We start from the raw sequence: 25,040 nt of genomic DNA, 5'->3' as shown, positions 1-25,040 counted from the left end.
GCAAAATCCCGGAGGCGCGGCGGGTAACGCGGCTGCTCTGCCTGCGTCAGGGAATTCGACGACGACGGCAGGAACGAAAAAGGACGAGATGGAAAAGCAGTGGACCACCCACCCCGCTGCAAGCGATTCATCGAACGGGACCCAGGGCGCAAGCGAGCATCGAGAGCCTGGCAGCAAATAAAGCGCTCAAAGGCGCAGCTCTCGATTGCGAACCTGGATAGAAGCTTCGCTACGCTATTTGTCCGAATTGGTTAGGGAGAGGAAAACGTGGGGTTTAGACGCAGCGGATCCACGTTTGAAGGCGCCCCGTCTCGCTGGTGGCCCGACCGGCAAATGCAAAGCGCGCTCATCGTGGCGCTTGGGATCGCTGTTGTCGCGATCGCCGATCGGCGCAGGCCAAACGCCGCGCTGGCGCTATCAGCTACCCCCTCTCCATTGCACCGCAGGGCTCTGCCCGACTCCCCTTCGGTTGAACCAACGCCGGTCACGCATCCCGGCGAAATCCCGGCGGAAGGCTGGAAGGGCGTCTTGCAGCGCACATGGCGCGGTTTCAACACGGACCGGATTCTTCTCGTCGCCGCGGGCGTAACCTTTTATCTCCTCCTCGCGATATTTCCGGCTGTGTCAGCGCTGGTTTCATTATACGGCTTTTTCGCCGATCGTAGCGGCGTCGGAGCGCAGATCGACCTTCTTGTAGGGCTGCTTCCAGCCGGCGGCCTCGACCTTCTTCGCGACGAGGCGACGCGCATCGCAACAAGCGGCCAGAGCACATTGAGCGCGGTCTTTCTTTTCGGACTGGCGGTCTCGATCTGGAGCGCAAACGCGGGCATGAAGGGACTCTTCGAGGCGATGAATGTCGTCTATGAGGAACAGGAAAATCGCAGCTTCATTCGGCTCAATGCGTGGTCGCTCGCCTTTACCTTTGGCGCTCTTCTTTTTGCGCTCGCTGCGCTTGGCGCGATCGTGTTGGTGCCGATCATTCTTGATTACGTCGGACTCGAGCGTAGCGGCGCGGCGATCCTGTCTCTTGCGCGTTGGCCGCTGCTGTTTTTCAGCTTGGTGCTGGCGCTCGCAATTCTTTATCGCTACGGCCCCAGCCGCAATCCTGCGCCGTCATGGCGATGGATCACCTGGGGCAGCGCCGCCGCCTCAGCTCTCTGGCTCGTCGCGTCGATCCTGTTCTCGTGGTACGTCGCAAATTTCGGCAGTTACAATGCGACTTACGGGTCGCTCGGCGCGGCGATTGGCTTCATGACGTGGATATGGATTTCGATCACCGTCGTGCTTGTCGGCGGCGAGCTAAATTCGCAAATCGAGCGCCAGGCTGGGCGGAAGACAACGCCGGATTGACCCTCGGCCGCCGAACTTGGAAAATCGCCTCTTGCTCAAGGCCCGCAGAATCTACGACGCGATCCGGAACTCTGGCGGATCCGGTTATTTTCAGGCCAGGATCGAATAGTGGGACCGTTATGAACCAGGACGAGCGATTGAGCGGATCGGAGGCCGAAGAGGGGCGGTTCCGACTCCTGCTCGACGCCGTAACCGACTATGCGATCTATATGCTTGATCGTGATGGCGTCGTCACAAGCTGGAACACGGGCGCGCGGCGGTTCAAAGGGTACGAAGAATCCGAAATTCTCGGGCGGCATTTCTCGACGTTTTATACCGAGGAAGACCGCAAGGCTGGATTGCCCGCCAGAGCGCTCGAGACTTCGGCCAGGGAAGGGAAATTTGAAGCCGAGGGTTGGCGTCTGAAAAAGGACGGTTCGCGCTTCTGGGCGCATGTCGTCATCGATCCCATCCGTCAGTCGGGAAAACTTGTGGGATTCGCCAAAGTCACGCGCGATCTCACGGAACGGCGCGCCGCGGAGGCGGCGCTTCGGCGCACCGAGCATATGTTTAAGCTGCTCGTTCACGGCGTGACGGACTATTCAATCTACATGCTCGATCTGGATGGGCGCGTGGCCACCTGGAATCAGGGCGCACAACGGATAAAGGGCTATCTGCCGGACGAAATCATAGGCGAACATTTCTCGCGCTTCTATACACAGGAAGATCTCGCTACGGGCGAGCCGCGGCGCGCGCTTGAAACAGCATACCGAGAGGGACGATTCGAAAAGGAGGGATGGCGGGTCCGAAAGGACGGCAGCCGTTTTTGGGCCAATGTCGTCATGGACGCCATCCGCGACGAAAGCGGCGCCGTGCTGGGTTTTGCTAAAATTACGCGCGATATCACGGAGCGGCGCGACGCCCAGCGCGCGTTGGAACTGGCGCGGGAGGCGTTGTTCCAGTCACAGAAATTGGACGCCATAGGGCAGCTTACGGGCGGCGTGGCGCACGACTTCAACAATCTCCTGATGGCGATCTTGGGTAGTCTCGAGCTCGTTCAGAAGCGTCTTCCCGCCGATCCGAAAATCGCGTCCCTGATCGATAATGCAATCTTGGCGGCCCAGCGTGGCACATCGCTGACACAGCGCATGCTCGCTTTTGCGCGGCGCCAAGAGCTGGAGCTCGAGCCGGTGGACGTATTGGCGCTCGTGCGTGGAATGACGGATCTTCTCCAGCGCTCCATTGGCCCCTCTGCGCCGATCGAGGTGCGATTTCCGCTGGCGCTCGAGCCTGTTCAGGCGGACGCCAATCAGTTGGAGCTGGCGCTGCTCAACCTCGTCGTAAACGCGCGGGATGCGATGCCGAACGGGGGCGCGATCATCATTGCTGCCCGACAGGAAGCGATCGTCGAGCAAGCCGCCGTGGGCCTCGCCCCGGGCCGCTATATTTGTCTGTCGGTCCAGGATACGGGCGAAGGCATGGATCAAGCGACGCTGGATCGAGCAAAAGAACCGTTTTTCACAACCAAGGGGGTCGGCAAGGGCACGGGTCTGGGATTGCCGATGGTTCACGGCGTCGCCGAGCAGTCGGGCGGGCGCCTGATTTTGAAGAGCCAGAAAGGCGCCGGCACGACGGCAGAGATTTGGCTGCCTGCTGCGACAACGGCGTTGCAGCCTTCGCTCGCCAAACTTACGCCTTCAGAGAGTTGCCCGGTCACTCATCCGCTAACGGTGTTGGCCGTCGATGATGATCATCTTGTTCTGACGAATACCGCTGCGATGTTGGAGGATCTTGGGCACAAGGTCTTTACCGCGCTGAGCGCTGAGCAAGCCCTTAACGTTTTGAGATGCGAGAAAACGGTCGATCTTCTCATAACGGATCAGGCCATGCCGTTCATGACAGGCACGCAACTCACCGACGCAATTCGCGAAGAGCGGCGAGATTTGCCTGTGATCTTGGCGACCGGCTACGCCGAGTTTCCGCCAGGAACGGCGGAGGATCTGCTACGGCTTGCAAAGCCATTCGGTCAAATGCAGCTCGCGCGCGCCATCTCAAGGGTGATTGGGACGCGTGGCCAAAGGCGGGAGCCTTAACGCGATTTTTCGAGGGCCGGCGCTGCGTGCGAGCGCCCAGCCGAGCGACGCCTGCCTCGCGCGAGAAACAAATCCCGCCAATAGGACGTGAGGTCTTTAAGCGGCTGGAACGCGGTTTGAGGCGATGGAACGACTCCGCAAGAAGTTCGTTGGCCGCCCGTCCCGACCGGAACGCCCGGAGTCGCCTTATGCATTCACGCGCCGAGTCCGTCGCCCCTGCGACGGCCACACGCACCACACGCCTTACAATCAACGGAACGGTCCATGAGCTCAGGATCGAGCCATGGGTCTTCCTCGTTGATCTGCTGCGCGAAACGCTGGGCCTGACCGGCACGAAAAAAGGCTGCGATCACGGCCAATGCGGCGCCTGCACGGTTTTGATTGGCGGCAAGAGAATCAATTCCTGCCTGGCGCTCTCAGTGATGCAGGATGGCGCCGAGATCACAACCATCGAGGGGCTTGGCGCGCCCGGCCGGCCGCATCCGCTGCAACAGTCCTTCATCGCGCGCGACGCCTTCCAGTGCGGCTATTGCACGCCCGGACAGATCTGTTCGGCGGCCGGGATGATCGCGGAAGGCCGCGCCCACAGCGATGAAGAGATCCGCGAGGCGATGAGCGGCAATCTCTGCCGTTGCGGCGCCTATCCGAACATCGTCGCTGCGATCAAGGATGTTTTGACGCCGGCGTCGAGGGATGTTTCGACCCACGCGGCGGAGGCGGCGGAATGAACCGATTTTCCTATCTTCGCGCCGAGAGCGTCGATGAAGCGGTGCGCGCCGTGGCCGCCGACCCCGCGGCGCGGTTCATCGCCGGCGGCACCAATCTGCTCGATCTAATGAAATATGACGTCGAGCAGCCGGGCCTGCTGGTCGACATCACCCGTCTGCCGCTTCGCGGCGTCGAAGAGACGCCTGCGGGCGGATTGAGAATCGGCGCGCTGGTTGGCAACGCGGAGCTTGCTTTCGATTCTCGCATTGAGGCCGGCTACCCTTTGCTGGCGAGCGCTCTGCTTTCGGGCGCCTCGGCGCAATTGCGCAACGCCGCAACGGTCGGCGGCAATCTGCTCCAGCGCACGCGCTGTTATTACTTTTATGATGCGGCGACACCATGCAACAAGCGGGAGCCGGGGACTGGATGTCCCGCCATCACGGGGGTCAATCGCATCCACGCCATTCTAGGCGCGAGCGAGCATTGCATCGCGACACATCCGTCCGACATGTGCGTGGCGCTGACGGCGCTCGAGGCGATTGTGCATGTCACGGGTCCGGACGGCGAACGTTCCATCGCCTTCGACGCTTTTCACCGGCTGCCAGGCGATCGACCGGACATCGACAACACGCTGGCTCATGGCGAAATTGTCACCGGGATTGAACTGCCGCCGCCACGCTTTGGCCGGAACTGCACCTATCTGAAACTACGCGACCGCCTCTCCTATGCGTTTGCCCTCGTGTCGGTCGCCGCCGCGCTTGAGCTTGAGGGCGGGCGCGTCGCGAGCGCGCGACTTGCCCTTGGCGGGGTGGCCCATAAGCCGTGGCGCGACAGATCGGCGGAGCAACTGCTTGAAGGAGCTCCGGCGTCGGCAGAGTCGTTTGGGCGCGCTGCGGACCACCTACTCGAAGCGGCTCGCGGCTACAAGGATAACGCTTTCAAGATTGAGTTGGCGCGGCGGGCGATTGTACGCGCGCTGGCGCAGGCCGCTGGCGAAACGCCGCAGTCGCAGAACGTCAAGAGCGTGAATTAGGCGACGCCATAAAAAGGAAAGCCGGAATGTCGATTGCCGCAGCAAAATCTCATGTTGGCGCGGCGCGTCCGCGCGTTGACGGGCCTTTGAAGGTTTCAGGGCTCGCTCGCTACGCAGCCGAATTTGCGACGGATGACTGCCTTTGCGGCTATGTCGTTTCAGGCGCCATCGCCAAGGGCCGTATCACGAAAATCGACTGCGCCGAAGCGCTCGCCGCGCCTCGCGTTATCGCCGTCTTTACGCATGAGACGAGGCCGCAGGGATCGACCTCGGCGTCGAAGTATCGCGATCAGGTCGCCCCGCCCGGCGATCCGTTCATGCCTCTCCTCAACGAGCGGATCTTTTTCAGCGGCCAGCCCGTCGCGCTCATCGTCGCCGAGGATTACGAAAGCGCGCGCGACGCGGCTTCGCTTATCAACATTGCTTATGAAGAGGAGGCGGCCAGCATCGACGTCGCTGCGCGTAAGAGCGCCGCCTATACGCCGCCGAAAAAGCGCAGCGGCATCGAGCCGCCGCCAAAGCCGCGCGGCGACGCCGAGGGCGCCTTTGCGTCTGCGCCAGTCCGGCTCGAGAACCAGTATCGCGTCGCCGTCGAATTTCACAACCCGATGGAGATGCACGGCTCCACAGTCATTTATGAAGGCGACGGCAAGCTGACCATTCATGACAAGACGCAGGGCGCTCAGAATACGCAAGGCTATGTCGCCAGCGTCTTCGGCCTCTCGCCGGAGAATGTGCGGGTGATCAGTCCCTTTGTCGGCGGCGCGTTTGGATCGGGCCTGCGTCCGCAATATCAGCTTTTCCTCGCGGTCATGGCGAGCCTTGCGCTGGAGCGATCAGTCCGCGTGACGCTCACCCGTGATCAGATGTTCACCTTCGGCTACCGCCCGGACACGATCCATACGGTCGGCCTTGCCTGCGGCCATGACGGGCGACTGCTGTCGGTCATGCATGACGCAGTGGCTGGCACGTCGGCTTTCGAGGATTATCAGGAGAACGTGGTCAACTGGTCCGGCCTGCTCTATGCGTGCCCGAACGCCAAATTGAGCTATTCGCTGACGAAGCTCGATGCCTATACGCCGGCCGATATGCGAGCCCCTGGCGCGACCCTCGGCGTTTTTGCGCTTGAATCCGCAATGGACGAACTCGCCTACGCCGCCAGGATCGATCCGTTGGAGTTGCGCTTGCGCAATTACGCGGAGCGTGACGCCGCGGCGGACAAGGACTTCACCAGCAAGGCGTTGCGCGACTGCTATGAGCAGGGCGCCCGGCGTTTCAACTGGGCAAAGCGTCAGCCCGATCCGCGCTCGATGCGCGAGGGCCGAGACCTTATCGGCTATGGCATGGCGACGGGCGTCTGGGAGGCGTTGATGCGGCCGACGACCGCAAGGGCGCGGCTGGCGGCCGGCGGGCGGCTCGAGGTCGCGACCGCGACGGCCGATATCGGGACCGGAACCTACACGATACTTAGCCAGATTGCGGCCGACGCTTTGGGTATTCCGCTCGAACGAGTGACAGCGCTGGTTGGCGATTCAGCGCTTCCGAAATCTCCGGTCGAGGGCGGCTCCTGGGCCGCCGCCTCGGCGGGGGCGGCGGTTCAACTTGCCTGTTTCCGACTGCGGCGCGAATTGCTGGCGATCGCCCGGGCGATGGAAAATTCGCCTCTCGCCAATGCCGATCTGCAGCATGTGACCTTCGCCGATGGGGCGATCGCGCTTGCCGCCGAGCCGTCACGCCGCGTCTCCATCCTCGAGGCGATGCGCGCCTCGGGCGCCGAGTTTCTCGAGGCGGAAGAGACAGCGAAGCGGGACGCGTCGGTTGACAAAAGCTATTCAGCCTACACCCATTCGGCCGTATTTGCGGAGGTGCGGGTAGATGAGCAGCTCGGGGTCGCGCGCGTGACGCGCGTCGTCAGCGCGGTCGCCGCCGGCAAAATCCTCAATCCGCTCACGGGGCGAAGCCAGATCATTGGCGGCGTTGTGATGGGGATCGGCATGGCCCTGCATGAGGAAGCTCTGCCGGATCTGCGCCTTAGCCGCTTCATGAACCGCAATCTTGGCGAATACCATATTCCGGCGCACGCCGATATTTGCGACATCGATGTGATTTTTGTCGACGAGCGCGACGACAAGGTTAGCCCGATGGGCGTAAAGGGGCTCGGTGAAATCGGTATTGTCGGAACGGCGGCGGCTGTAGCCAATGCGATTTTTCACGCCACAGGAAAGCGCGTCCGCGAATTGCCTATTACGATCGACAAGCTGCTTTGAGCCATATGGCCGGAACGCTTGTCGCCACGACCTTGGGAATGCAGCGATCGTAACTGGCCGGGCAATCACTCGCCTTCATCGTTTGACGACCGACTCTTCTACGCCCATCGAGCCATTTGCAGCGTCGGCCGTCATCAAGGGCTAGCGCTATTCTCCCAGGCGATTGCGCTCGATATGGGATCACCCGTCGACGCGTTGATCCCTGGCCCGTTCGATGCCCGCCTCTCTCTGCCGCCGCGCCCAGACGACATGCCGTAGGGCCATAAGAACTTGAATCCGCTAGCATTTATCAGAGCTTGGCGGCCGAAGCGGAAAGCGCGCGTCCCATGCAACCGTAGACGCCAACTTTCGTTTCAGCACCAGCGATCGCAGCCTGCGCCCGCCGACAGGACGCCGCATGAAATCGAAGTTTTTCCAAATTCCGGGGGTCGACGAGCGCGATCCGCCGTTGACCGTCGCGCGCAATCTCAAAATGGCCCGGTCCGCGCACGCCTACGTTCGTGGCAATACGATTCAGTTTTATGAATGGCTCGACGGGCTGGACGTGGGCGCGTTGCCGGAAGGACCGGCGATCTGGATTTGCGGCGATTGTCACGTCGGCAATCTCGGCCCCGTCGCCGATGCGAATGGAAAGATCGAGATCGAAATCCGAGATCTCGATCAGACTGTGATCGGCAATCCAGCGCATGATCTCGTTCGGCTTGGCCTCTCGCTCGCTTCCGCGGCGCGCGGCTCCGATCTGCCGGGCGTCACGACGGCGCAAATGCTTGAGCAGATGATCGAAGGCTACCAGCAGGCTTTCGACGCGCCCGACGGGCAACTCACGGCCGATCTCCCGCAAACGGTGCATTTTGCGATGAAGCAGGCGGCCCGTCGGTCCTGGAAGCATCTGGCGCGCGAGCGCATCGCCGATGCCGATCCAATCATCCCGCTCGGCAAGCGATTCTGGCCCATTTCCGGCGCGGAGAAACGCGATATCGTGCGGCTCGTCGAGGCCGCGCCAGTTCGCCGCCTCGCGACGATGCTGAGATCGCGCGATGATGACGCGACGGTCCAGTTGCTCGACGCAGCCTATTGGATGAAAGGATGCAGCTCTCTGGGGCTGTTGCGCTATTGCGCGCTGCTTGGCGTTGGGGGGCCCTCATTCGCCGACATGGAGATGTGCTTGATGGACGTCAAAGAGGCCGCAAAGGCCGCGGCGCCCCGGTCCGCCCATGCCGACATGCCTTTGGATGACGGTGAGAGGGTCGTCGAAGGAGCGCGGCGCTTGTCGCCTTTTCTCGGCCAGCGCATGCGCGCCGCCCATTTGCTCGATCGCCCCATCTTCATCCGCGAACTGCTGCCACAGGACCTCAAGCTCGAGATCAGCGCCATGTCGCACGGCGAGGCGATGAGGGCCGCGCGCTTCCTCGCGGCCATTGTCGGAAAGGCGCATGCCCGGCAAATGGACGAGGGGACGCGGAGGGGGTGGCGAACGGAATTGAGCAAGAGCCGATCAAGAACGCTCGAAGCGCCGTCGTGGCTCTGGTCGAGCGTCGTCGACCTGCTTGTCAGCCATGAGCGCGGCTACCTCGAACATTGCCGCGTTCATTCGTCCGCGGCCGGCGCCGGCGCCGCGCCGCCGCCCCGGAGCGCTCCATGACGGAACTCGTCGGGTGGTCGGCCGCGGCGATCCTGCTTCTGACGATTTGTCGGCAGGTATACACCCAATGGCGCGACCGCAGTTCTGAAGGCGTCTCTCGCTGGCTGTTCATCGGTCAAATTACGGCGTCGATCGGCTTCGTTATTTATAGTTGGCTTCTCGGAAGCTGGGTCTTTGTTGCGACCAACGCCGCGATGTTGCTCACCGCTGTGGCGGGTCAGGCCATCCATTCCCGAAACCGGCGATTGTCGAAATAGTGGTCGTCAAGGCGCATAGCGGGTGAAGACAAAGTCGCGTGCTTCAACGGGCGCGTGGCAGGCAAAGCAGCCGCCGAGCATCGTATCGTCGACGGGTTTGCCGTCGTTAAACTGCGCGAACCCCCAGCCGCCGGTCGAGGCGAATTTTTTTGAGTCCTTGACCATGAACTGAACATTCGTGGGCGCGCCGGCGACGAAGGATTGCTCGCGGCCGAAGACTGCGTTGTTTTCTTCCGAAGGAAGGTAGCGCCAGGCGAGCCGGGCGATGATCGCGCCATCTGGAAACGGAAGCGTCCCCTCTCGATAGGCCTCGATCGCTATGTCGTTGCCAAGAACGGCGCGTAGGTCGTTGAGGTCGCCCGCTTCATGGGCCACGGATATCAGCTTCCAGTCGCGGTATCCGGGCGGGATTTTGACGCCAAAGAGCGGAGGCGCCGCCCCTTCGGACTGTCCGGATGCCGGGGCCAGGGCGGCGAGGGCGCCGGACAGCGCCGCAATTGCGGCAAGCACGAAAACAATCCGTTTCAGGCAGTCCTCCTTCAGCTCCCTGCGGTCTTCTGCAGGACCGCGGTCAAGACCTGTTGATGTTCTCCGAGCGAGGCGGCGGTGACGAAGGCGCGCTGGCCCGCAGCTCCTGGACTATGCCGTTACGACTTCAGGAAGGCCAGCAGATCGGCGTTGACCGTCTCCGCCTGGGTGGTGATCATGCCGTGGGGGAAGTCCTTGTAGGTCTTTAGCGTTGCGTTCTTCAACAGTTTGGCGCTTAGCGGGCCGGCAGCGACATATGGCACGATCTGATCGTCCTCGCTGTGCATCACGAGCACCGGCACGTTGATCTTTTTGAGGTCTTCGGTGAAGTCCGTCTGCGAGAAGACGACGATCCCGTCATAATGCGCCTTGGCGCCCCCCATCATGCCCTGTCTCCACCAATTGGTGATTGCGGACTCCAGCGGTTTCACGCCCGGCCGGTTGAAGCCATAGAACGGGCCTTCCGGCAGGTCGCGATAGAATTTCGACCGGTTTGCCGCGAGCTGCGCCTGCAGATCGTCGAACACCGCCTTGGGCAGGCCGAGCGGGTTGGCCGGCGTCTGCACCATCAGGGGCGGAACCGCGCTGATGATCGCCGCTTTGGACACCCGGCTTTCGCCGTGCCGGGCGAGATAATGGACGACCTCGCCGCCGCCCGTCGAATGCCCGACATGGATCGCGTCCTTCAGGTCGAGATGCGCCGTCACCGCCGCCAGATCGTCGGCATAGTGATCCATGTCATGGCCTTCGCCCGTCTGGGTGGATCTTCCATGGCCTCGGCGGTCATGGGCGATGACGCGATAGCCATTGTTGAGAAAGAACAGCATTTGCGCGTCCCAGTCGTCGGCCGAAAGCGGCCAGCCGTGGCTGAAGACGATCGGCTGTCCCGCTCCCCAGTCTTTGTAGAAGATCTCGACGCCGTCTTTGGTTGTAACCGTGCCCATGTGATGACTTCCCTGGATTTGCGGACGAGCTAATACAAGCTATTGTGGCTTCGAAAATCCTTGTGCGCCAGAGCCGTCTGCGCCGCGCCCCTTGAAGTGATCCATCCCGTATGTTGGTCCGCGGACCCTTTGGAGGGATGGAGCGATGGGAATAAAGCGGCACAAGCCGGAGGAGATCGTCGCCAAGCTGCGTCAGGTTGATGTCCTGACGGCGCAAGGCAAGTCGATTGCCGATGCGGTGAAAACGATCGCTGTGACGGAGGCGACGTACTTCCGCTGGCGCGCGGAGTATGGCGGCCTGAAGAGCGGCCAGGTCAAGCGGCTGAAGGATCTGGAGCTGGAGAACGCCCGGCTGCGGCGGGCGGCGTCGGACCTGACCCTGGACAAGCTGATTTTGACCGAAGCCGCGTGGGGACACTTCTAAGCCCCTCCCGTCGCCAGATCCGCTGCACCCGCTTGGCGTTCACGACCCAGCCAGGATGGCGCAGCAAAGCCGTGATCCGCCGATAGCCGTAGCGGCCATAAGCCAAATCGACCGACCACGTCGTCGATCGATCCGCCTCCCACCAGTGTCGATAAGGCCTCAAATCCGCCGTCGATCTTCTCGCCGATCATGAGGCTGGTTTCCGCGTCGTTGCGGGGCCGTCCATCGCCAGTTTCAAAAACCGAAGCCCAATCACGGTGTTTGATTCGATGAGCAGTGAGATCAAGGCGCTCAAGGTTCTCAGCATCCAGCAGCTCCGATAAGACGACATGGTGCAGTGCATCAATTGCTCCATGCCGCAGAGGTTCAGTCGTGTCACGCCGACTGGTCGGGCCCGTCAGCCGTTGATCATGAGACGATCTGTCTAATGGGCTTTGCCCGGCTCCGGACAAATGCACATTTCTACACGTCACAAGGTGGCTTCGGGCCCCCGCAACCAACTTTGTATACTGAACCGGAAGGTCGCTCTCACCGAGCGGCCTTTTGGCTTTTGTAGCCAGCGACAAAATGCGCGCCAAATGGCCGTGCGTGGTCGATGGACAGGCCCTTTGCGCCTTCCCCGGTTTCCGGCGTCAGGACGATCTTTTCGACCAGCTTGCGGATTAGGTCCGACGCCTGCGCGTGTTCGTCGGTCAGGGCCTCCCGCAGGGCGGCAATCTGGTCGTGGTAGTGATGCGCCATGTTCGGATGGATCAGGACCGGGATTTCCGCCGCGTCGTTCAGCCGCGCCTCGGCTTCCGCCTTGCGGCCCTCAAGTTCCGTCATCTTGTCCTTGACCCGGCTGGCCGGGACGCCGTCCATGATGGCCTGTACGAGCCGGTCCAGCTCGCGGTCGATCTTTACGAGCGCGGCTTTGTCCGGCAGGAACGTGCAACAGCAATGGGCCCTTGGGGCCATCTGGTTCTACGAAATGGCGGCGCCAATGCAAGGCGCTAAAGTTCTGAGGACGGAGAGCGCAGGCCAGTTGGATGTCAATGGCAACCGATTTGCGCCTCGACGAACGGCAAGGTGAGCGCGTCCTTTTCTTCAGCGGCCTTGGTGAGCACCGTTTCGGGGAGGAACAGAAGTGGTCTGCGACCCTGGAAGGGCTCGCCCTCCTGTGTGATGCGGTATGGCCTTCCGATTTGCGCTTGAACCAGCCGGCCGCACCGCAGGATCGTGTAGTTAAGATCGGATGCCTCGATCAGCGCCGCGGAATGGGTGAAGATGAGCACGCCGCGGTACGTTTCGCCCGGCACCTCTGTGAGATCGCGTGGAATGTTGTCCCCTTGAGGGGCTGATTTCGCGTTGAAGATTGTCCCCCTAGTTCGGCTTTCAGCGATCCTTCCGGCTTTGCGGAGGGCTCTGGGGATGATGGGCGTGGAGACGATCGCGCGGATCCGGTTCGAGCATTTCCAGAACGGCAAAGGGATCAAGCGGATCGCGCTGGAGCTGGGGATTGCGCGCGACACGGTCCGCAAAATTCTGCGCTCCGGCGTGACGGAGTTCGCCTACAAGCGCACGGTTCAGCCGCAGCGCAAGCTGGGCGACTGGGTGGAGACGCTGACAGCGATCCTGGAGGCGGAGGCCAAGCTGCCGCGACGCGAGCGGCGCTCGACCATCCGTTTATTCGAGGAACTCCGCGGCCGGGGCTATGACGGCGCGCATGACAGTGTGCATCGGTTCGTCAAGAGCTGGCGCGCCGAACGGGCCCGGGCGCCGGCGCAGGCTTTCAGTCCGCTGCGGTTCGATCCGGGCGAAGCCCATCAGTTCGATTGGAGCCATGAGGCGATAGAGCTTCAGGGATTGCCGCTGACGGTGAAGCTGGCGCAGATGCGGCTCGCTTACAGCCGCATGCCTTTCGTGCGCGCCTATTTCCGCGAGACGCAGGAGATGGTGTTCGACGCGCACGATCGCGCCTTCGCTTTTTATGGCGGCGTCTGCCGGCGCGGGATTTATGACAACATGCGCACGGCGGTGGAGGCCGTCTTCGTCGGCAGCGCCCGCACGTATAACCGGCGCTTTCTCCAACTTTGCTCGCATCATCTCGTCGAACCTGTAGCCTGCACGCCTGCCGCCGGTTGGGAGAAGGGCCAGGTCGAGAACCAGGTCGGCACGATGCGCGACGTGTTGTTCCGGCCAAAGCCAAAGGTGAAGTCGCTGGATGAGCTGAATGCTTGGCTGGCCGAGCAATGCGTCTCCTACGCCAAACGGGTCAAGCACCCCGAGTTCAGGGATCGGACGATCTTTGAAGTGTTCGAGGAAGAACGGCCGCGCCTCATGCCCTTCCTCGGCCCGTTCGCGGGTTCATCGAGAAGCCGATGCGCGCGACGACAACCTGCCTGATCGCGCATGATCGGAACAAATACAGCGTCGACGCCAAGGCGGCGGGGCGCGCTGTGCTGGTGCGCGTCTACGCCGATCGCATTGTGGCTCTCCTCGGCGAGGAGATTGTCGCGGATCACCCACGCAGCTTCAAGCGCGATCAAGTTGTCTACGAGGCTTGCGCCGAAGCCTTGGAGGCCGGCGTCGCCAATGGCGACGTCGTTGTGGCGATCCTCGCCCGCAACCGCCAACCTCCGGCGCCGCCAAGCATCACAACGCCCGAGGCGCTCAAACTCAAAGCCGAGCCCGTCGCCGACTGCGCCCGCTACGACAATCTGCGCAAAAGAAGGGAGGATGCGCTATGGAGCGTCATCAGATCATCGACGCCATGACCGGATTGAAGCTTTACGGAATGCGCGCCAGTTTCGACGAGATCGCCGGCAAAGGGCTGGCGCGGCGCGAAGAACTCTACCCGCTGCTCGGCAGCCTGATCCGCGCCGAACTGGCGCATCGCCAGTCCAGATCGATCAACTACCGCATCAGCGGCGCCAAGTTCCCCGTGCTGAAAGATCTCGACGCCTTCGTCTTCAAAGACACGCCTGCCGACGAAGGCCTGATCCGCGAACTCGCCACCGGAGACTTCATCGACGCCAAGTGTAATCTCATCCTGATCGGCGGCACAGGCACAGGCAAAACCCATCTGGCGATCGCCATCGCCGCCGCCGTCATTCGCGCCCGAGCGCGCGGCCGTTTCTTCAACCTTGTCGACCTCGTCAACAAGCTCGAACAGAAAAAGGCCGCCGGAAAAAGCGGCAGGATCGTCGAAGCCATGCTGCGTCAGGATTTGATCGTCATCGACGAACTCGGCTATTTGCCGTTCAGCCACGCCGGCGCGCAGCTGTTGTTCTATCTGATCAGCAAGCTCTATGAAAACACCTTGATCATTATCACGACCAATCTTGCCTTCGCCGATTGGCCGCAAGTCTTTGGCGACGCCAAAATGACCACCGCCATGCTCGATCGGCTCACGCATCACTGCGATATCGTCGAGACCGGCAACGAGAGCTGGCGCTTCAAGAACCGCGTCTGACCATCAACCAACAAAGCGCCCCATGGCCGGCGAAACAGCCGCGGCTCTGCAACCCCGACCAGCGACGCCGCCGCTGTTCCCGCTCTCCCGGGCTCTAACCGAGGGGGCTAACATTCAAAGCGAAAGCGGGGACAGCTTTCAAAGCGAATTGACAATCAAGGCGGTGCAAGGCACGTCGATCAAGCCCGTTCAGACGCCGCCAGACAGCTTGCCGCCGCAAATGGTGAACTGAGTCGATGCCTACCTTTCAGACGCGCTCAGCGCCGCGATGCGTCGTGGGCAGCCGCTCGGCGTCGCAAGGCTGAGACCCGGCCCGCTATGGCGCAAGGTTGCGGCTTCGTTGGAAGCGCGGTCGCCTTGGAAGCCGCTCATAGGCCCTTAACTATGTGCTTCTTGCCGATCCGGCTGAAGCCTTTGGGCAGATCGGGCCGGCTCGCCCCGCCCATCCTCCGCACAACCTCAGAATTCCAGTCCCATCCCGGATCGGATGCCTATCGGCGGTGCCGGACCGATTCCTGTGGGCAACGGATATCCACTGAGCAACCATGCGATCTCAGCCTTGCGCTTCTCCACCGGAACGGCGTCGAGCAGCACCGTGGTGAAGGCGAGCATCCCAGCGTCAATCTCTTCGCGTGTTGGCGATGTGAAGTCTTCCGACTCGGCAAGTCGGGCCATTTGCAACGGTGCCAGTCGGAGAACAGTAGGCGATCGGCTTCCTCTTTGCCGATTTCGCCGCATATCGACCAACAGCGCCGACCCCAGAGCTCGCCGCGAGCGTGTGGCTCTTCCGTCTGCATGAACTCGCAGTAAGGGTTCGGGCCGGACAGGGTGCGCAAATAGCGGCGATCAAGCCCGTGGATCACGAGCGAGGCGCATTTGCCGACGATCGGCCAGTCCTTAAAACTGCAGCTGAAAATATTCACCGAGGCTTTCCAAGATTGCGATATAAATGTGGTGCGACGGCTCTCAATCTTGCCTATTAGGGAGCAGGCGGCGTCGGCCGGTCATAGGTCAATGAAAAGATCGTGTCGGTCAGCCAGCGCTTGAATTCCTGGTTATCGCTGAACTGCTTGAACAGTTCGGTGTCGTCCTTCATCAGCCCGATGATTACGCCAGCCAGCGCTTTGTCGTGTTCGATCCGGGCGTTCTGTTTGTCGGAGTTTAACTTCGCGTTCTGATAGGCCGCGTTGGCCGCAACCTTGTCGGGGATCTCGATGGCGATCAGGCGACGAATACGATCGGTGTCCGCCCATGTGATGTTGCCGAAGAGATCGTTGAAGCTTCGAATGATATTTGACAGCCGATTGAGTTGGGGTTCGGCCTTGTGGCCGCCGCCTTCGGCTGGGATGGGATCGATTTCCGCGTCTTGATCGGACAATTGCACTCTTTGCGCGGCCTGCTTCTCCACGCGGTAGCTGTCCATATCGATGGCTTCGAGAATTCCCTTGGAGAGGTCTTCCTCGCGCGGCGCCGGCAGCTTTGGCAGCAAGAAGTTCAATAAGATCGAGGGCTTTTCCCATTCCGGTCGTGTAGGGAAGAATCGCGGAAATGAATGCGTAGGTCCGTGCGAATGCCTTTGCTTTGCCCTTGAAGTCAACCTGCCCGTCCTCGTCGAGGCTGTCGTTGTAAGTGGTGACGCAAGCATCGAGGATCGGATCGAGCTGATCGCGATCAGCGCCCGAGAGATACAAACCAACGAGCTGGTCAATCTGGGCCGGATCGTAGACCTGATACCCGTCCAGCGTGGCCTTGAGATCGTGAAGCCGGTTTGGATCGGTTTCGTCGCTCAGGATCGTTGTTCGATAGAACTTGTCGAACGATGCGCGGATCGTCTCGGTATCGTTCATGAAATCCAGAACGAAGGTGTCGTACTTCTGGGGGTGTGCGCGGTTGAGACGCGACAGGGTCTGAACCGCTTTGATGCCCGACAGGGCCTTGTCCACATACATGGAATGCAGAAGCGGCTGGTCGTACCCGGTCTGAAATTTGTCGGCGCAGATCAGGAATCGATACGGATCGGTTTCGATCTGATCGACGATATCCTTCGAGGGAAACCCGTTGAGGCTGGCCTCGGAGACTTTCACTCCGCAGAATTCATGCTCGCCCGAAAAGGCGACGATCGCACGATAAGGGCTCTTGCGTTCGACCAGATAGGCGCTCACCGCCTGATAGTACTGGATCGCGCGTTCGATTCCTGAAGTCACCACCATCGCCCGCGCCTGGCCACCGATCTTGTTCAACGCGAGCACCTGCTCGTGGAAGTGATCGACCATGATCTCAGCCTTGAGCCTGATGGCATGGTCGTTGCTCTCGACATAGCGGCGAAGCTTCCTTGTCGCGCGTTTCGTATCGAACTCCGGATCCTCGTCGACCGTCTTGACCAGCCGATAGTAGCTGTTAACGGGCGTGTAATAGCGAAGCACGTCCAGAATGAAGCCTTCCTGGATCGCTTGCTTCATCGTGTAGCTGTGGAACGGGCGGTGTTTGACGACATCGCCTTCGGGGAACGGCTCGCCAAATATCTCAAGCGTCTTGTTCTTCGGCGTCGCTGTAAACGCGAAATAGCTTGCGTTCGGGAGCATCTTCCGTTGCTCCATGATCGCATTGATCTTGTCTTCGACGGTTTCGTCCTCGTTGCCGTCTTCCGCGCCGGTCAACGCTGCGTTCAAAGCCGCCGCCGCTTTGCCGCCCTGGCTGGAATGCGCCTCGTCGATGAGGATCGCAAAGCGTCTGTCTTTGTGCTGCGCGCCGATGTCATCGAGGATGAACGGGAACTTCTGAACCGTGGTGATGATGATCTTCTTGCCGTCGGCGATGAAGCGGCGAAGATCGCCGGAATGCTCGGCATGCCCGACCGTCGCGCCAACTTGGGCGAACTGCTTGATGGTGTCGCGGATTTGCTGATCGAGAATTCGGCGGTCGGTTACAACGACCACGGAATCGAAGACCTGACCTCCGCCATTCGCCAACCGCACGAGCTGGTGCGCCAGCCACGCAATTGAATTTGATTTCCCTGATCCCGCCGAATGCTGGATCAGCACGCGCCGGCCAGCGCCCTTCGCCTTCGCATCCGCGAGGAGCTTGCGCACCACATCGAGCTGATGAAAGCGCGGGAAAAGCTGATCCCGCTTGGTCCGGTTGGTCTTCGGGTCTTTGCGCTCAACGATCTGGGCATAGTTCTCGATGATGTCCGTCAGGCTGAGCGGCGTGAGGATATCCTTCCAAAGATAGTCGGTCTTGATGCCTGTGGGATTCGGCGGGTTGCCGGCGCCATCGTTCCAGCCCTTGTTGAAGGGCAGGAACCACGATGCCTTGCCCTTCAGCTGGGTGCAGAACTTCACCTGCGCGTCGTCCACCGCAAGATGCACGATACACCGGCCGAATTCGAAGAGCTTCTCACGCGGATCGCGGTCGCGTTTGTATTGCTCAACGGCGTCTTCGACTGTCTGTTTCGTCAGGCTGTTCTTCAGTTCGAACGTTGCGATCGGCAAGCCATTGATGAACAGCGCGAGATCGAGCGCATGGGCGGTATCGTCACGGCTGTAGCGAAGCTGGCGCGTGACCGAGAACCTGTTCAGCGCAAAGCGTTCGGCGGCCTTGGCGTTGCCCGGGGACGGAGTGCCATAGAACAGGTCCACATCATGCGCGCCATGCTTCGCGCCGTGGCGCAGAACGTCGATGACGCCGCGCTTGCCGATTTCGCCTTGAAGCCGGGCAAGGAATTTCTGCCGCGCCGGGCTGTCGTTGTCGAGATCGAAGGCTTCCACCAACGGCCGTTGCGTGGAGCCCACAAAGGCGCGCAATTGCACAAGATCGACCGTCCATGCCCGATCATAGTCCTTCGGATTTCCGAGCAACCAGTTATGCAGGCCGACGAAGGGCTCCGGCTCCTCGGAGAATCCGCCGCCGGACGGCGCCGAGGTGCGGCCCGTCATTCCAGCGACGATCAGGGCCTCGAGTCCCTTTTCCGAGGTATCTGTTTTCATGCGGCCGCCAGCCACCCTTTCGCACGAAGGGTTTCGAACGCGATGCCGATTTGGCGCGGCGAGAAGCGCTTCTTACGTTCGTTCCAGGCATAAACCTTGGCGATGGCATCTTCGGGGCTTGTCGCGCTCTCGCGACTTGCCACCCAATGGACTGTCGCAAGCAGTTCCAGGCCGAAAGGAGTTTCGAAGCCTTCAACCAGCTTTCCGACCCGGTCAAAACGGGTCTTGGTGTCGCCGTCATCGCTCAAGAAGGCTTCCGCGTCCTTCACAGCGCCGGGCACGAGTTCAAGTTCCTTCTCGGGAGCGTCGCCGCCATCGTGATAGCCGGACACGAGGTGGCCATCGATCTTGGTCAAGACGTGCCGCAGGTTGTCGGCTTAGGGGCCGTAATGGTGCTTGATATAGTTCAGGCGCAGCGGCTCCCCCGCCTCCTGCATGAAGTACATGAGCTTCTGAACTTCGATGAGCGTCACGAACGGGTCCATCAATCCGCCGAGATAGCGGTGCATCAGCACCACGAGCGCGGCGCGGCCCGCCGTCATGTTTGGAACATCGCACGACTTGGTGGCGACTGGTGCGCTGTTCGGTTCGAATACCATCACCTTCAGATCGTTGAGGCTGCGCAATGCCTCGACGATGCGCGGGCGCACGTCGGCCCAGTTGAGCCCGCCGAGCCCGCTGCCAAGCGGCGGGATAGCGATGGAACGAATGCCCCGGACGCGGATCTCCTCGACCAACGCCTTCAAGCCGGAATCGATATCTTCCATCCGGCTCTTGCCGCGCCAATGGCGCTTGGTCGGGAAGTTGATGATGAATTTCGGGTTGGTCATCGTCCGTGTCTCGAACACGAACATCTCGCCCGGCTGCACCTCTTCGCGCTTGCAGGCGGCCTCGTAAGCCTTGAAATTCTCCGGGAAGTCGTTCTTGAACTGAAGGGCGATGCCGCGGCCCATGATGCCGACGCAGTTGACGGTGTTGACGAGCGCTTCCACGTCCGCCCTCAAGATGTCACCTGTTATGAATTCGATCATCGCCATCCTCCCTCAATAGTACCAATCTCTTCTTATTTCGATCTCCGGCCTGTGGGCTGCGCCTTGCATCGCCTGTGATACGGGTTGCACGTATCCCTGCGAGAAGACGCCAATCCGCTCAACGAGGCGCCATGGGAACGCCCTTTCGATCAGGAATTCTGCTTGCTTGCCTTCCTTCACCGACCGGGAAACGGCATTCCCGGACCATTGGCGCGCTTGAACGGCGTCCCAATTGATCGCCAAGCTGCGCAGTGTCCGACCGGTCCTCAAAGTAATACGCACCGGCATTCGACAAAGTAAACGCCCAGCGCCGATTGTTCTGTTGCGCCCAAGTAATCGTCGCGTGGAGATCAACTTCCAAATGGACGATCGGCTCTTGCCGCCTTTGTAGGTGAGCTCCTCATTCCTTCGATAGATCAGGTACAACATCACTGATCTAGAACAAAAATAGAACGGAGTGCAATGCCCAACGCGCAAGTGCGGGTGGCAGCTCAAGGTAAGCTCGTTCAAACGGCGGGCCTTGATGTTGCTCATGCCGATTGTCGTGCCGACGCCCTGGCGCTGAGCCATTGCCGCATCCGGCCACAGGAAACCGTCCGCGATGATTGATGCCAGGCGGTCGGAGTGGATAATGTGGTAGATTTTTGGCTGGGCGGGAGCGGGCATCGTCAGGCGACCCCTCGTTCATACCAGCCGAAATCGCTGTGGCGGCGCTCGATCAAATCCACGAACAAGCCGAGGAATCGCCGCACATCGGCAATAGGAACAACCGTTCCCCATGTGCGCGCGCCTGTCCTCGGATGGGTATTCCAGACGCGCAGCGCGTGAATCTGGCCCTTGCCGTCAGACAGGTAATCCAGATTGCCGTGCGCCATGCCGTTGCGCATCAGGCGAATCAGATCACCCAGCGAGGCGGGTTCTCTATCGGAAGGGCGCTCCTTGTTGATCGTCGGCCAGCCCAGCACAGCCGCGTCGGCAAGCGGGAGCGCCATGAGATCATCCCGCATGGCCTCGAAGGGGTGCGCGAGCGCCCCGAGGAATGTGTTGATGAGTTGCGTCACCTCGTAAGGGCCGGCCGGGCCAGCATGCGTTTCGACGAAGGCGAGGTTCGCCATCGATCGGCGCATGATGACGAGTAGTGGCTCGGTCGGCATACCCATCAGGCGGCAACCTCCTTATTTTCGGCATCGTCAATGGCTTCGTCGAGATCGTCGTCCTCAACAAGCTCTTCGGTGGCCTCAAGTTCGGCGGATTCAGGCAGGCTGGCCGCAGCGGCCCTCACGTCGAGCTTACCGGTAACGACATCGGCTATCAGGCGGGTGCGGAATTCCTGAATAAAGATAAGCTCTTTACTTGCCACGTTTATCGCGCGGACCAGTTCGGACACTTCCTCATCGCAGCTTTGAATGATTTCTAGCTGCTTGTGCCCAGGCGGAACTGCGATTGCGATCCCCATAAGGCGATCCTGAGTTAGTTTTGGTTGTGCTGCGCCGGATATCCATGGAAGGAAATTCAGTCCCTCAAGAATTGCGGCGAGAAATCGAATGTCCCCACGACGAGGCTTCAAAATATGAGCGTGGTTGTTTACCCAAAACTTTCCTTCGGCGATGATCGCTAAAGGGAGGTTTCTAAGGACCAAATTTGCGCCATCTTCCGCTATCAGCAGAAGTTTGTCGTCGAACAAAAATTCGTCGACCTTATCGATTACTCCTGATGCCCCGTAGTAATCGTATTGGCGAACAGTCATTCGTCCCCGCTCTGTGCCACTTAACGGAACTCGTCGGTAGTTGAGGCACTGAAACTCAGTCTTTACGCGCGAAACCTCCCAATCTTCAGGGATGTCGCCGAGCCAAGGGATGCCTGAGGGCTTGAGGCGGACATTGGGATCGAGGCCGCGGGTGACGGCGCGGTGGATGATCGCCTGCTTCTGCTCGTTCAGAAGCGCGATGATCTTCTTCTTCGCGCGGATCAGCTTCGCCGTCTGCGCCCCATGCCAATCCAGAAACCGCACAATCAGCCGCTGCTCATCGAGCGGCGGATAGGGAACAGGGATCGGGCCGAACCTATCTGTGTAAAGGCGAAGGAACCCGGATTCTCCGGTGCCTAAGCCCTTCGATTCCGCTCGGAACACCGCTGACAGTGACGGCAATCGGAATGCTTGAAGGAGGTAGGGATTGAACGCTTCGGGCAATGGTTCGAAGACGGCGTAGTCCGGGCTCACCAATCCGCGCACATTCGCAACGCCGAACAAACCGGCAGCGGCCCTCATGCGGTTCATGACCACCTGTCCGGGCTCGACGATCTTGAAATTAACCAGTGACTCCGGCGGGATCAGCTTCCCGCCCGCATCGATGTGATCGACAAGCCCTTGTCTCATTCTCAGCGACAGAAGCCGTTCTTCTCCTGTCTTGCTGCGACTATCGACCTCCCTAAGCAGCGTTTTGATACGCCGAACATTCCAATGCGCCGGCACGTCACCGAGCCATGGCAGACCGGTCGGATTTGTGTCGGCGTAAGGGCGAAGGCCATCAATCATCGCCTCGCCCCGATGATGTCCGCCATCAGACCGTCGGTTTCACGTTCCAGCGCAAGAATATCGGCGCGGATGGCGTCCAGCGGGCGCAGCGGCTGCGGTTTATAGAAATAACGGGTGAAGCTGACTTCATAGCCGATCGTGGTCTTGGCCTCGTCGATCCAGGCGTCGGGTGCATGCGGCAACACCTCCCGGCGGATGAAGGCCTCGATGCCGCCCGGCTCCTTCAACGGCACTGTCTCGGTGTCGCGCAAGTCGCTATCGGGCTCGTATTCCACAACACATCGCTTGCCGTCGATGGTGAGCGGGAAAAGCCCGCGCAGCGGATCGGCCTCAACCTTGCCCGGCTTGTGAATGCGGCGGATGACCGGCGCGCCGTCCTCGGCGGTCCGGCCGTCATCCTTCAGCGCCTTGATCTCCTTCGGCGCATACGCGCGAGTGGTGTCGATTCCGCGCGCGCGCAAGGGCCGCTCGACCGTGACCTTCGAATAACCGAACTCCGCATTGTCGAAGATGCGGGATTGCTCGGTCGGTTGGAAGGCGATGAAGGCTTGAAGAATGCGCTCGATATCGGCGTCGGCCAGTTCGCAGTTCTTTTTGCCGAGGTTCTTGCGCAGCGGTCGGAACCACGCGGTCGCGTCTATCAGCTGCACCTTGCCGCGCCGGTTGCCTGGCTTACGGTTCGACAGCACCCAGACATAGGTGGCAATGCCGGTGTTATAGAACATGTTAAGCGGCAGGGCGACGATGGCCTCACACCAGTCGTTCTCGATGATCCAGCGCCGCACATTGCTTTCGCCAGAGCCCGCGTCGCCGGTGAACAGCGACGAGCCGTTGTGCACCTCGGCGATGCGCGAGCCCAGCGGCGTGTTGTGCTTCATCTTCGACAGCATGTTCGCCAGGAACAGCATCTGTCCGTCGCTGGAGCGCGTGACGAGGCTATATTCGGCATCGCCCGCGTGCTCGATCACGAAGCGCGGATCGCGCATGCCGGACTTGCCGCCCATGCGCTCTTGGTCGGATTTCCAGCTCTTCCCATAGGGCGGGTTCGACAGCATGAAGTCGAATTCCTTCGACGGGAAGGCATCATTCGCCAGCGTCGACCATTCCGGCCCGCCGACGATATTGTCGGCCTCCTCGCCTTCGCCCTTGAGCAGCAGATCGGCCTTGGCGATAGCGTAGGTCTCGCCGTTGATCTCCTGCCCGAAGAGGTGAGTCGAGACCTGCTTGCCGTGCTTTTCGGCAAGTTCGTTCAGTGTTTCTTCGGCGACCGTCAGCATGCCGCCGGTTCCACAGGCGCCGTCATACAGGAGGTAAGTGCCGGATTGAATTTGATCGGCGATCGGCACGAAGATCAGCTTCGCCATGAGTTTTACGGCATCGCGCGGCGTCCAGTGCTCGCCCGCTTCCTCGTTGTTCGCTTCGTTGAAGCGGCGAACCAGCTCCTCAAAGATCGTCCCCATCGCATGGTTATCGAGACCGGGATGCTTCACCGAGCCGTCGCCGTTTAGCACAGGCTTCGGGCCGAGATTGATCGAGCTATCTAGGAACTTCTCGATCAGCGTTCCGAGCACGTCGGCCTTCGAAAGCTTCGGCAACTGATTACGGAACTCGAAGTTGTCGAGGATCTCCTGCACGTTCGGCGAGAAGCCGTCCAGGAAGGCCTCGAAATCGGCCTTCAACTGGGATTGCGACGCGCGATTGCGAAGATCGCGAAGTTTGAAGCGCGACGTGTTATAGAAAGCCTGCCCCGCCGCCTGGCGAAGCGCGGCGTCCTGATTGGTGATGCCCGCTTTGTCGAGGTTGTCCTTCATCGAAAGGACGGCGGCCTTGGTCGGTTCCAGCACCGCATCCAGACGGCGCAGAACCATCATCGGCAGGATCACATCGCGGTATTTGCCGCGCACATAGAGATCGCGCAGGGCGTCATCGGCGATCCCCATATGAAGTTTGTGATCCAGTTGAGATCGCCGTTGCTCATGCCCGTTCCGTTCTCGTACGCTTCGCCGCCGGCTTGATGGGCGCCGCAACCGATGGCGTTGCGGCGCCGCTCGCACCGTCGCGCAGGCGCGCATATTCCTCGATCGCCAGCACCACCACGACGGGACGACCATGCTTTTCAACCACGACCGGCTCCGAACGCGCGAGATCAATCAGGCGTCCGAAGCCGTATTTGGCGTCCTTCGCCGACATGCTTTGCATGGCGTGGCCCTTGTCCGAATCAAAGGTTACTTTTGGCCATTTTGGCCCCTTTATCAAGTTGGCTTTGGACGGGTCCTCCAGGCCCGCGCCTGATCCCGCGGGCGGGCATAGTCCGGCATCGCCTGTTCCAGCGCCGCGCCGGGTGGCTGGCGCTGGATTTCGTCGGCGCCGTCGCGCGGACGGTCAGCGAGAGCGTCGCGTCACGAGGGGCGGCAGCCCCCGCTTCAAGCATCCGGTCCTTGGCATCGGAAGGCTTCTTTCGCGATTTGCGTTCAGCCTCGCGGGCTTTCGCCGTTTTGGCGGCGGTGTTCGCCTTTCGGCCGGCACGGGCATCGCTGTAATCCCGCGCGCTTTCCCTTGACCCATCTTCGCCCGTCAAAATGGAGCGCAGGTCCCGATATTCGCCATCCTCGAGTTCAGTGAGATTGGCGCAGGCCCGAAATCGAACGAACGCCACGCCCCAGCGCCGTCAGACCGAGAGGACATGAGGCCATCGACGCGGGCCAGATATGCAGCAAGCCAGGCTCCAAGCTCACGCCACTTTCTGGAAATGTCATCCGTCCAGAAAATAGATCCCTCTAACATATTGAAAAATATTCATGTTCTCCA

General features: G+C 60.9%; 23 protein-coding genes and 2 pseudogenes. 11 read left to right on the top strand and 14 right to left on the bottom strand.

What is annotated here, in order from left to right:
* The first annotated feature begins 333 nt into the window (after nt 1-333).
* The 7 genes from MSIL_RS18245 to MSIL_RS18215 all read left to right on the top strand — a co-directional run bounded on the left by MSIL_RS18245 (nt 334) and on the right by MSIL_RS18215 (nt 9,329).
* The gene (locus tag MSIL_RS18245) at nt 334-1,350 is read left to right on the top strand and encodes a YihY/virulence factor BrkB family protein (protein WP_148213144.1); all 1,017 of its coding nucleotides are present in this window, start codon (nt 334-336) and stop codon (nt 1,348-1,350) included.
* Between the two features lie 119 nt (nt 1,351-1,469).
* Nucleotides 1,470-3,422 (top strand): hybrid sensor histidine kinase/response regulator, encoded by a 1,953-nt coding sequence (locus MSIL_RS18240; protein WP_012592545.1) that lies wholly within the window; start codon nt 1,470-1,472, stop codon nt 3,420-3,422.
* Nucleotides 3,423-3,610: 188 nt separating this feature from the next.
* The gene (locus tag MSIL_RS18235) at nt 3,611-4,150 is read left to right on the top strand and encodes a (2Fe-2S)-binding protein (protein WP_012592544.1); all 540 of its coding nucleotides are present in this window, start codon (nt 3,611-3,613) and stop codon (nt 4,148-4,150) included.
* Nucleotides 4,147-5,163 (top strand): FAD binding domain-containing protein, encoded by a 1,017-nt coding sequence (locus tag MSIL_RS18230; protein WP_012592543.1) that lies wholly within the window; start codon nt 4,147-4,149, stop codon nt 5,161-5,163. The genes MSIL_RS18235 and MSIL_RS18230 overlap by 4 nt, the downstream gene beginning before the upstream one ends.
* 26 nt (nt 5,164-5,189) lie before the next feature.
* Nucleotides 5,190-7,430 carry a xanthine dehydrogenase family protein molybdopterin-binding subunit gene (locus MSIL_RS18225; protein WP_012592542.1) on the top strand — a complete coding sequence of 747 codons (2,241 nt, stop codon included), beginning with the start codon at nt 5,190-5,192 and terminating at the stop codon, nt 7,428-7,430.
* 397 nt (nt 7,431-7,827) lie between these two features.
* On the top strand, nt 7,828-9,072 hold the full coding sequence (locus MSIL_RS18220) for a DUF2252 family protein (protein ID WP_012592541.1): 1,245 nt from the start codon (nt 7,828-7,830) through the stop codon (nt 9,070-9,072).
* Nucleotides 9,069-9,329 (top strand): PQ-loop domain-containing transporter, encoded by a 261-nt coding sequence (locus tag MSIL_RS18215; RefSeq protein ID WP_012592540.1) that lies wholly within the window; start codon nt 9,069-9,071, stop codon nt 9,327-9,329. Before MSIL_RS18220 ends, MSIL_RS18215 begins: the two co-directional genes overlap by 4 nt.
* 6 nt (nt 9,330-9,335) lie before the next feature.
* Here the strand turns inward: MSIL_RS18215 and MSIL_RS18210 are convergent, their stop codons facing one another.
* Both MSIL_RS18210 and MSIL_RS18205 read right to left on the bottom strand, forming a co-directional pair.
* Entirely contained in the window at nt 9,336-9,839 is a 504-nt protein-coding gene (locus tag MSIL_RS18210) for a cytochrome P460 family protein (protein WP_012592539.1), read from the bottom strand.
* A gap of 137 nt (nt 9,840-9,976) precedes the next feature.
* Nucleotides 9,977-10,801 carry an alpha/beta fold hydrolase gene (locus MSIL_RS18205; RefSeq protein WP_012592538.1) on the bottom strand — a complete coding sequence of 275 codons (825 nt, stop codon included), beginning with the start codon at nt 10,799-10,801 and terminating at the stop codon, nt 9,977-9,979.
* Between the two features lie 145 nt (nt 10,802-10,946).
* On the opposite strand from MSIL_RS18205, the pseudogene MSIL_RS18200 reads away from it, so the two are divergent.
* Nucleotides 10,947-11,242 (top strand): annotated as a pseudogene (locus tag MSIL_RS18200) (transposase); the annotation flags it as partial.
* Nucleotides 11,243-11,753: 511 nt separating this feature from the next.
* On the opposite strand, the gene MSIL_RS18195 reads toward MSIL_RS18200, so the two are convergent.
* Entirely contained in the window at nt 11,754-12,182 is a 429-nt protein-coding gene (locus tag MSIL_RS18195) for a hypothetical protein (RefSeq protein ID WP_012592535.1), read from the bottom strand.
* A 74-nt stretch (nt 12,183-12,256) separates the two neighbouring features.
* A complete protein-coding gene (locus MSIL_RS22415; protein WP_012592534.1) occupies nt 12,257-12,523 on the bottom strand; it encodes an NAD(P)H-binding protein in 267 nt (88 codons plus the stop codon).
* A 112-nt stretch (nt 12,524-12,635) separates the two neighbouring features.
* Between MSIL_RS22415 and istA the strand changes: the two are divergent.
* The 3 genes and pseudogenes from istA to MSIL_RS18175 all read left to right on the top strand — a co-directional run bounded on the left by istA (nt 12,636) and on the right by MSIL_RS18175 (nt 14,911).
* Nucleotides 12,636-13,981 (top strand): annotated as a pseudogene (gene istA / locus MSIL_RS18185) (IS21-like element ISMsi1 family transposase).
* Complete coding sequence (gene istB, locus MSIL_RS18180; protein ID WP_012590514.1) at nt 13,951-14,679, top strand: IS21-like element ISMsi1 family helper ATPase IstB; 729 nt, start codon at nt 13,951-13,953, stop codon at nt 14,677-14,679. The pseudogene istA and the gene istB overlap by 31 nt, the downstream one beginning before the upstream one ends.
* 22 nt (nt 14,680-14,701) lie before the next feature.
* The gene (locus MSIL_RS18175) at nt 14,702-14,911 is read left to right on the top strand and encodes a hypothetical protein (RefSeq protein WP_041368180.1); all 210 of its coding nucleotides are present in this window, start codon (nt 14,702-14,704) and stop codon (nt 14,909-14,911) included.
* A 227-nt stretch (nt 14,912-15,138) separates the two neighbouring features.
* On the opposite strand, the gene MSIL_RS18170 is transcribed toward MSIL_RS18175, so the two are convergent.
* The 10 genes from MSIL_RS18170 to MSIL_RS18130 form a co-directional block, all read right to left on the bottom strand.
* Nucleotides 15,139-15,354, bottom strand: coding sequence for a hypothetical protein (locus MSIL_RS18170; RefSeq protein WP_041368179.1), 216 nt, complete (start codon nt 15,352-15,354; stop codon nt 15,139-15,141).
* A 380-nt stretch (nt 15,355-15,734) separates the two neighbouring features.
* Complete coding sequence (locus MSIL_RS18165; RefSeq protein WP_012592532.1) at nt 15,735-18,665, bottom strand: type I restriction endonuclease subunit R; 2,931 nt, start codon at nt 18,663-18,665, stop codon at nt 15,735-15,737.
* Nucleotides 18,662-19,021, bottom strand: coding sequence for a hypothetical protein (locus tag MSIL_RS22100; protein ID WP_244406182.1), 360 nt, complete (start codon nt 19,019-19,021; stop codon nt 18,662-18,664). Before MSIL_RS22100 ends, MSIL_RS18165 begins: the two co-directional genes overlap by 4 nt.
* A 21-nt stretch (nt 19,022-19,042) precedes the next feature.
* Nucleotides 19,043-19,696: a type II toxin-antitoxin system antitoxin DNA ADP-ribosyl glycohydrolase DarG gene (gene darG / locus MSIL_RS22095; RefSeq protein WP_244406181.1), complete on the bottom strand. Its 654-nt coding sequence runs from the start codon at nt 19,694-19,696 to the stop codon at nt 19,043-19,045.
* Nucleotides 19,697-19,708: 12 nt separating this feature from the next.
* The gene (gene darT / locus MSIL_RS18155) at nt 19,709-20,362 is read right to left on the bottom strand and encodes a type II toxin-antitoxin system toxin DNA ADP-ribosyl transferase DarT (RefSeq protein WP_012592531.1); all 654 of its coding nucleotides are present in this window, start codon (nt 20,360-20,362) and stop codon (nt 19,709-19,711) included.
* A gap of 2 nt (nt 20,363-20,364) precedes the next feature.
* Nucleotides 20,365-20,856, bottom strand: coding sequence for a HEPN family nuclease (locus tag MSIL_RS18150; protein WP_012592530.1), 492 nt, complete (start codon nt 20,854-20,856; stop codon nt 20,365-20,367).
* Nucleotides 20,856-22,232 carry a restriction endonuclease subunit S gene (locus MSIL_RS18145; RefSeq protein WP_012592529.1) on the bottom strand — a complete coding sequence of 459 codons (1,377 nt, stop codon included), beginning with the start codon at nt 22,230-22,232 and terminating at the stop codon, nt 20,856-20,858. Before MSIL_RS18145 ends, MSIL_RS18150 begins: the two co-directional genes overlap by 1 nt.
* Nucleotides 22,229-24,172 (bottom strand): type I restriction-modification system subunit M, encoded by a 1,944-nt coding sequence (locus MSIL_RS18140; protein ID WP_012592528.1) that lies wholly within the window; start codon nt 24,170-24,172, stop codon nt 22,229-22,231. The genes MSIL_RS18145 and MSIL_RS18140 overlap by 4 nt, the downstream gene beginning before the upstream one ends.
* 34 nt (nt 24,173-24,206) lie before the next feature.
* Nucleotides 24,207-24,422, bottom strand: coding sequence for a type II toxin-antitoxin system Phd/YefM family antitoxin (locus tag MSIL_RS18135; protein ID WP_244406180.1), 216 nt, complete (start codon nt 24,420-24,422; stop codon nt 24,207-24,209).
* Nucleotides 24,423-24,450: 28 nt separating this feature from the next.
* A complete protein-coding gene (locus MSIL_RS18130; protein ID WP_041368177.1) occupies nt 24,451-24,888 on the bottom strand; it encodes a hypothetical protein in 438 nt (145 codons plus the stop codon).
* Nucleotides 24,889-25,040: the final 152 nt, after the last annotated feature.

It is taken from the genome of Methylocella silvestris BL2, from assembly GCF_000021745.1.
In the GTDB taxonomy this organism is placed as follows: Bacteria; Pseudomonadota; Alphaproteobacteria; order Rhizobiales; family Beijerinckiaceae; genus Methylocapsa; species Methylocapsa silvestris.
The sequence above is the reverse complement of the archived record's forward strand: the minus strand, read 5'-3'. Positions and strand labels throughout refer to the sequence as shown.

What these genes read in the sequence shown, in the direction of transcription:
- MSIL_RS18245 (WP_148213144.1), top strand. Translation starts at nt 334, where the DNA reads ATGCAAAGCGCGCTCATCGTGGCGCTTGGGATCGCTGTTGTCGCGATC.
- MSIL_RS18240 (WP_012592545.1), top strand. Translation starts at nt 1,470, where the DNA reads ATGAACCAGGACGAGCGATTGAGCGGATCGGAGGCCGAAGAGGGGCGG.
- MSIL_RS18235 (WP_012592544.1), top strand. Translation starts at nt 3,611, where the DNA reads ATGCATTCACGCGCCGAGTCCGTCGCCCCTGCGACGGCCACACGCACC.
- MSIL_RS18230 (WP_012592543.1), top strand. Translation starts at nt 4,147, where the DNA reads ATGAACCGATTTTCCTATCTTCGCGCCGAGAGCGTCGATGAAGCGGTG.
- MSIL_RS18225 (WP_012592542.1), top strand. Translation starts at nt 5,190, where the DNA reads ATGTCGATTGCCGCAGCAAAATCTCATGTTGGCGCGGCGCGTCCGCGC.
- MSIL_RS18220 (WP_012592541.1), top strand. Translation starts at nt 7,828, where the DNA reads ATGAAATCGAAGTTTTTCCAAATTCCGGGGGTCGACGAGCGCGATCCG.
- MSIL_RS18215 (WP_012592540.1), top strand. Translation starts at nt 9,069, where the DNA reads ATGACGGAACTCGTCGGGTGGTCGGCCGCGGCGATCCTGCTTCTGACG.
- MSIL_RS18205 (WP_012592538.1), bottom strand. Translation starts at nt 10,801, where the DNA reads ATGGGCACGGTTACAACCAAAGACGGCGTCGAGATCTTCTACAAAGAC.
- MSIL_RS18195 (WP_012592535.1), bottom strand. Translation starts at nt 12,182, where the DNA reads ATGGCCCCAAGGGCCCATTGCTGTTGCACGTTCCTGCCGGACAAAGCC.
- istB (WP_012590514.1), top strand. Translation starts at nt 13,951, where the DNA reads ATGGAGCGTCATCAGATCATCGACGCCATGACCGGATTGAAGCTTTAC.
- MSIL_RS18175 (WP_041368180.1), top strand. Translation starts at nt 14,702, where the DNA reads ATGGCCGGCGAAACAGCCGCGGCTCTGCAACCCCGACCAGCGACGCCG.
- MSIL_RS18170 (WP_041368179.1), bottom strand. Translation starts at nt 15,354, where the DNA reads ATGGCCCGACTTGCCGAGTCGGAAGACTTCACATCGCCAACACGCGAA.
- MSIL_RS18165 (WP_012592532.1), bottom strand. Translation starts at nt 18,665, where the DNA reads ATGAAAACAGATACCTCGGAAAAGGGACTCGAGGCCCTGATCGTCGCT.
- darG (WP_244406181.1), bottom strand. Translation starts at nt 19,696, where the DNA reads ATGATCGAATTCATAACAGGTGACATCTTGAGGGCGGACGTGGAAGCG.
- darT (WP_012592531.1), bottom strand. Translation starts at nt 20,362, where the DNA reads ATGCCCGCTCCCGCCCAGCCAAAAATCTACCACATTATCCACTCCGAC.
- MSIL_RS18150 (WP_012592530.1), bottom strand. Translation starts at nt 20,856, where the DNA reads ATGGGTATGCCGACCGAGCCACTACTCGTCATCATGCGCCGATCGATG.
- MSIL_RS18145 (WP_012592529.1), bottom strand. Translation starts at nt 22,232, where the DNA reads ATGATTGATGGCCTTCGCCCTTACGCCGACACAAATCCGACCGGTCTG.
- MSIL_RS18140 (WP_012592528.1), bottom strand. Translation starts at nt 24,172, where the DNA reads ATGGGGATCGCCGATGACGCCCTGCGCGATCTCTATGTGCGCGGCAAA.
- MSIL_RS18135 (WP_244406180.1), bottom strand. Translation starts at nt 24,422, where the DNA reads ATGTCGGCGAAGGACGCCAAATACGGCTTCGGACGCCTGATTGATCTC.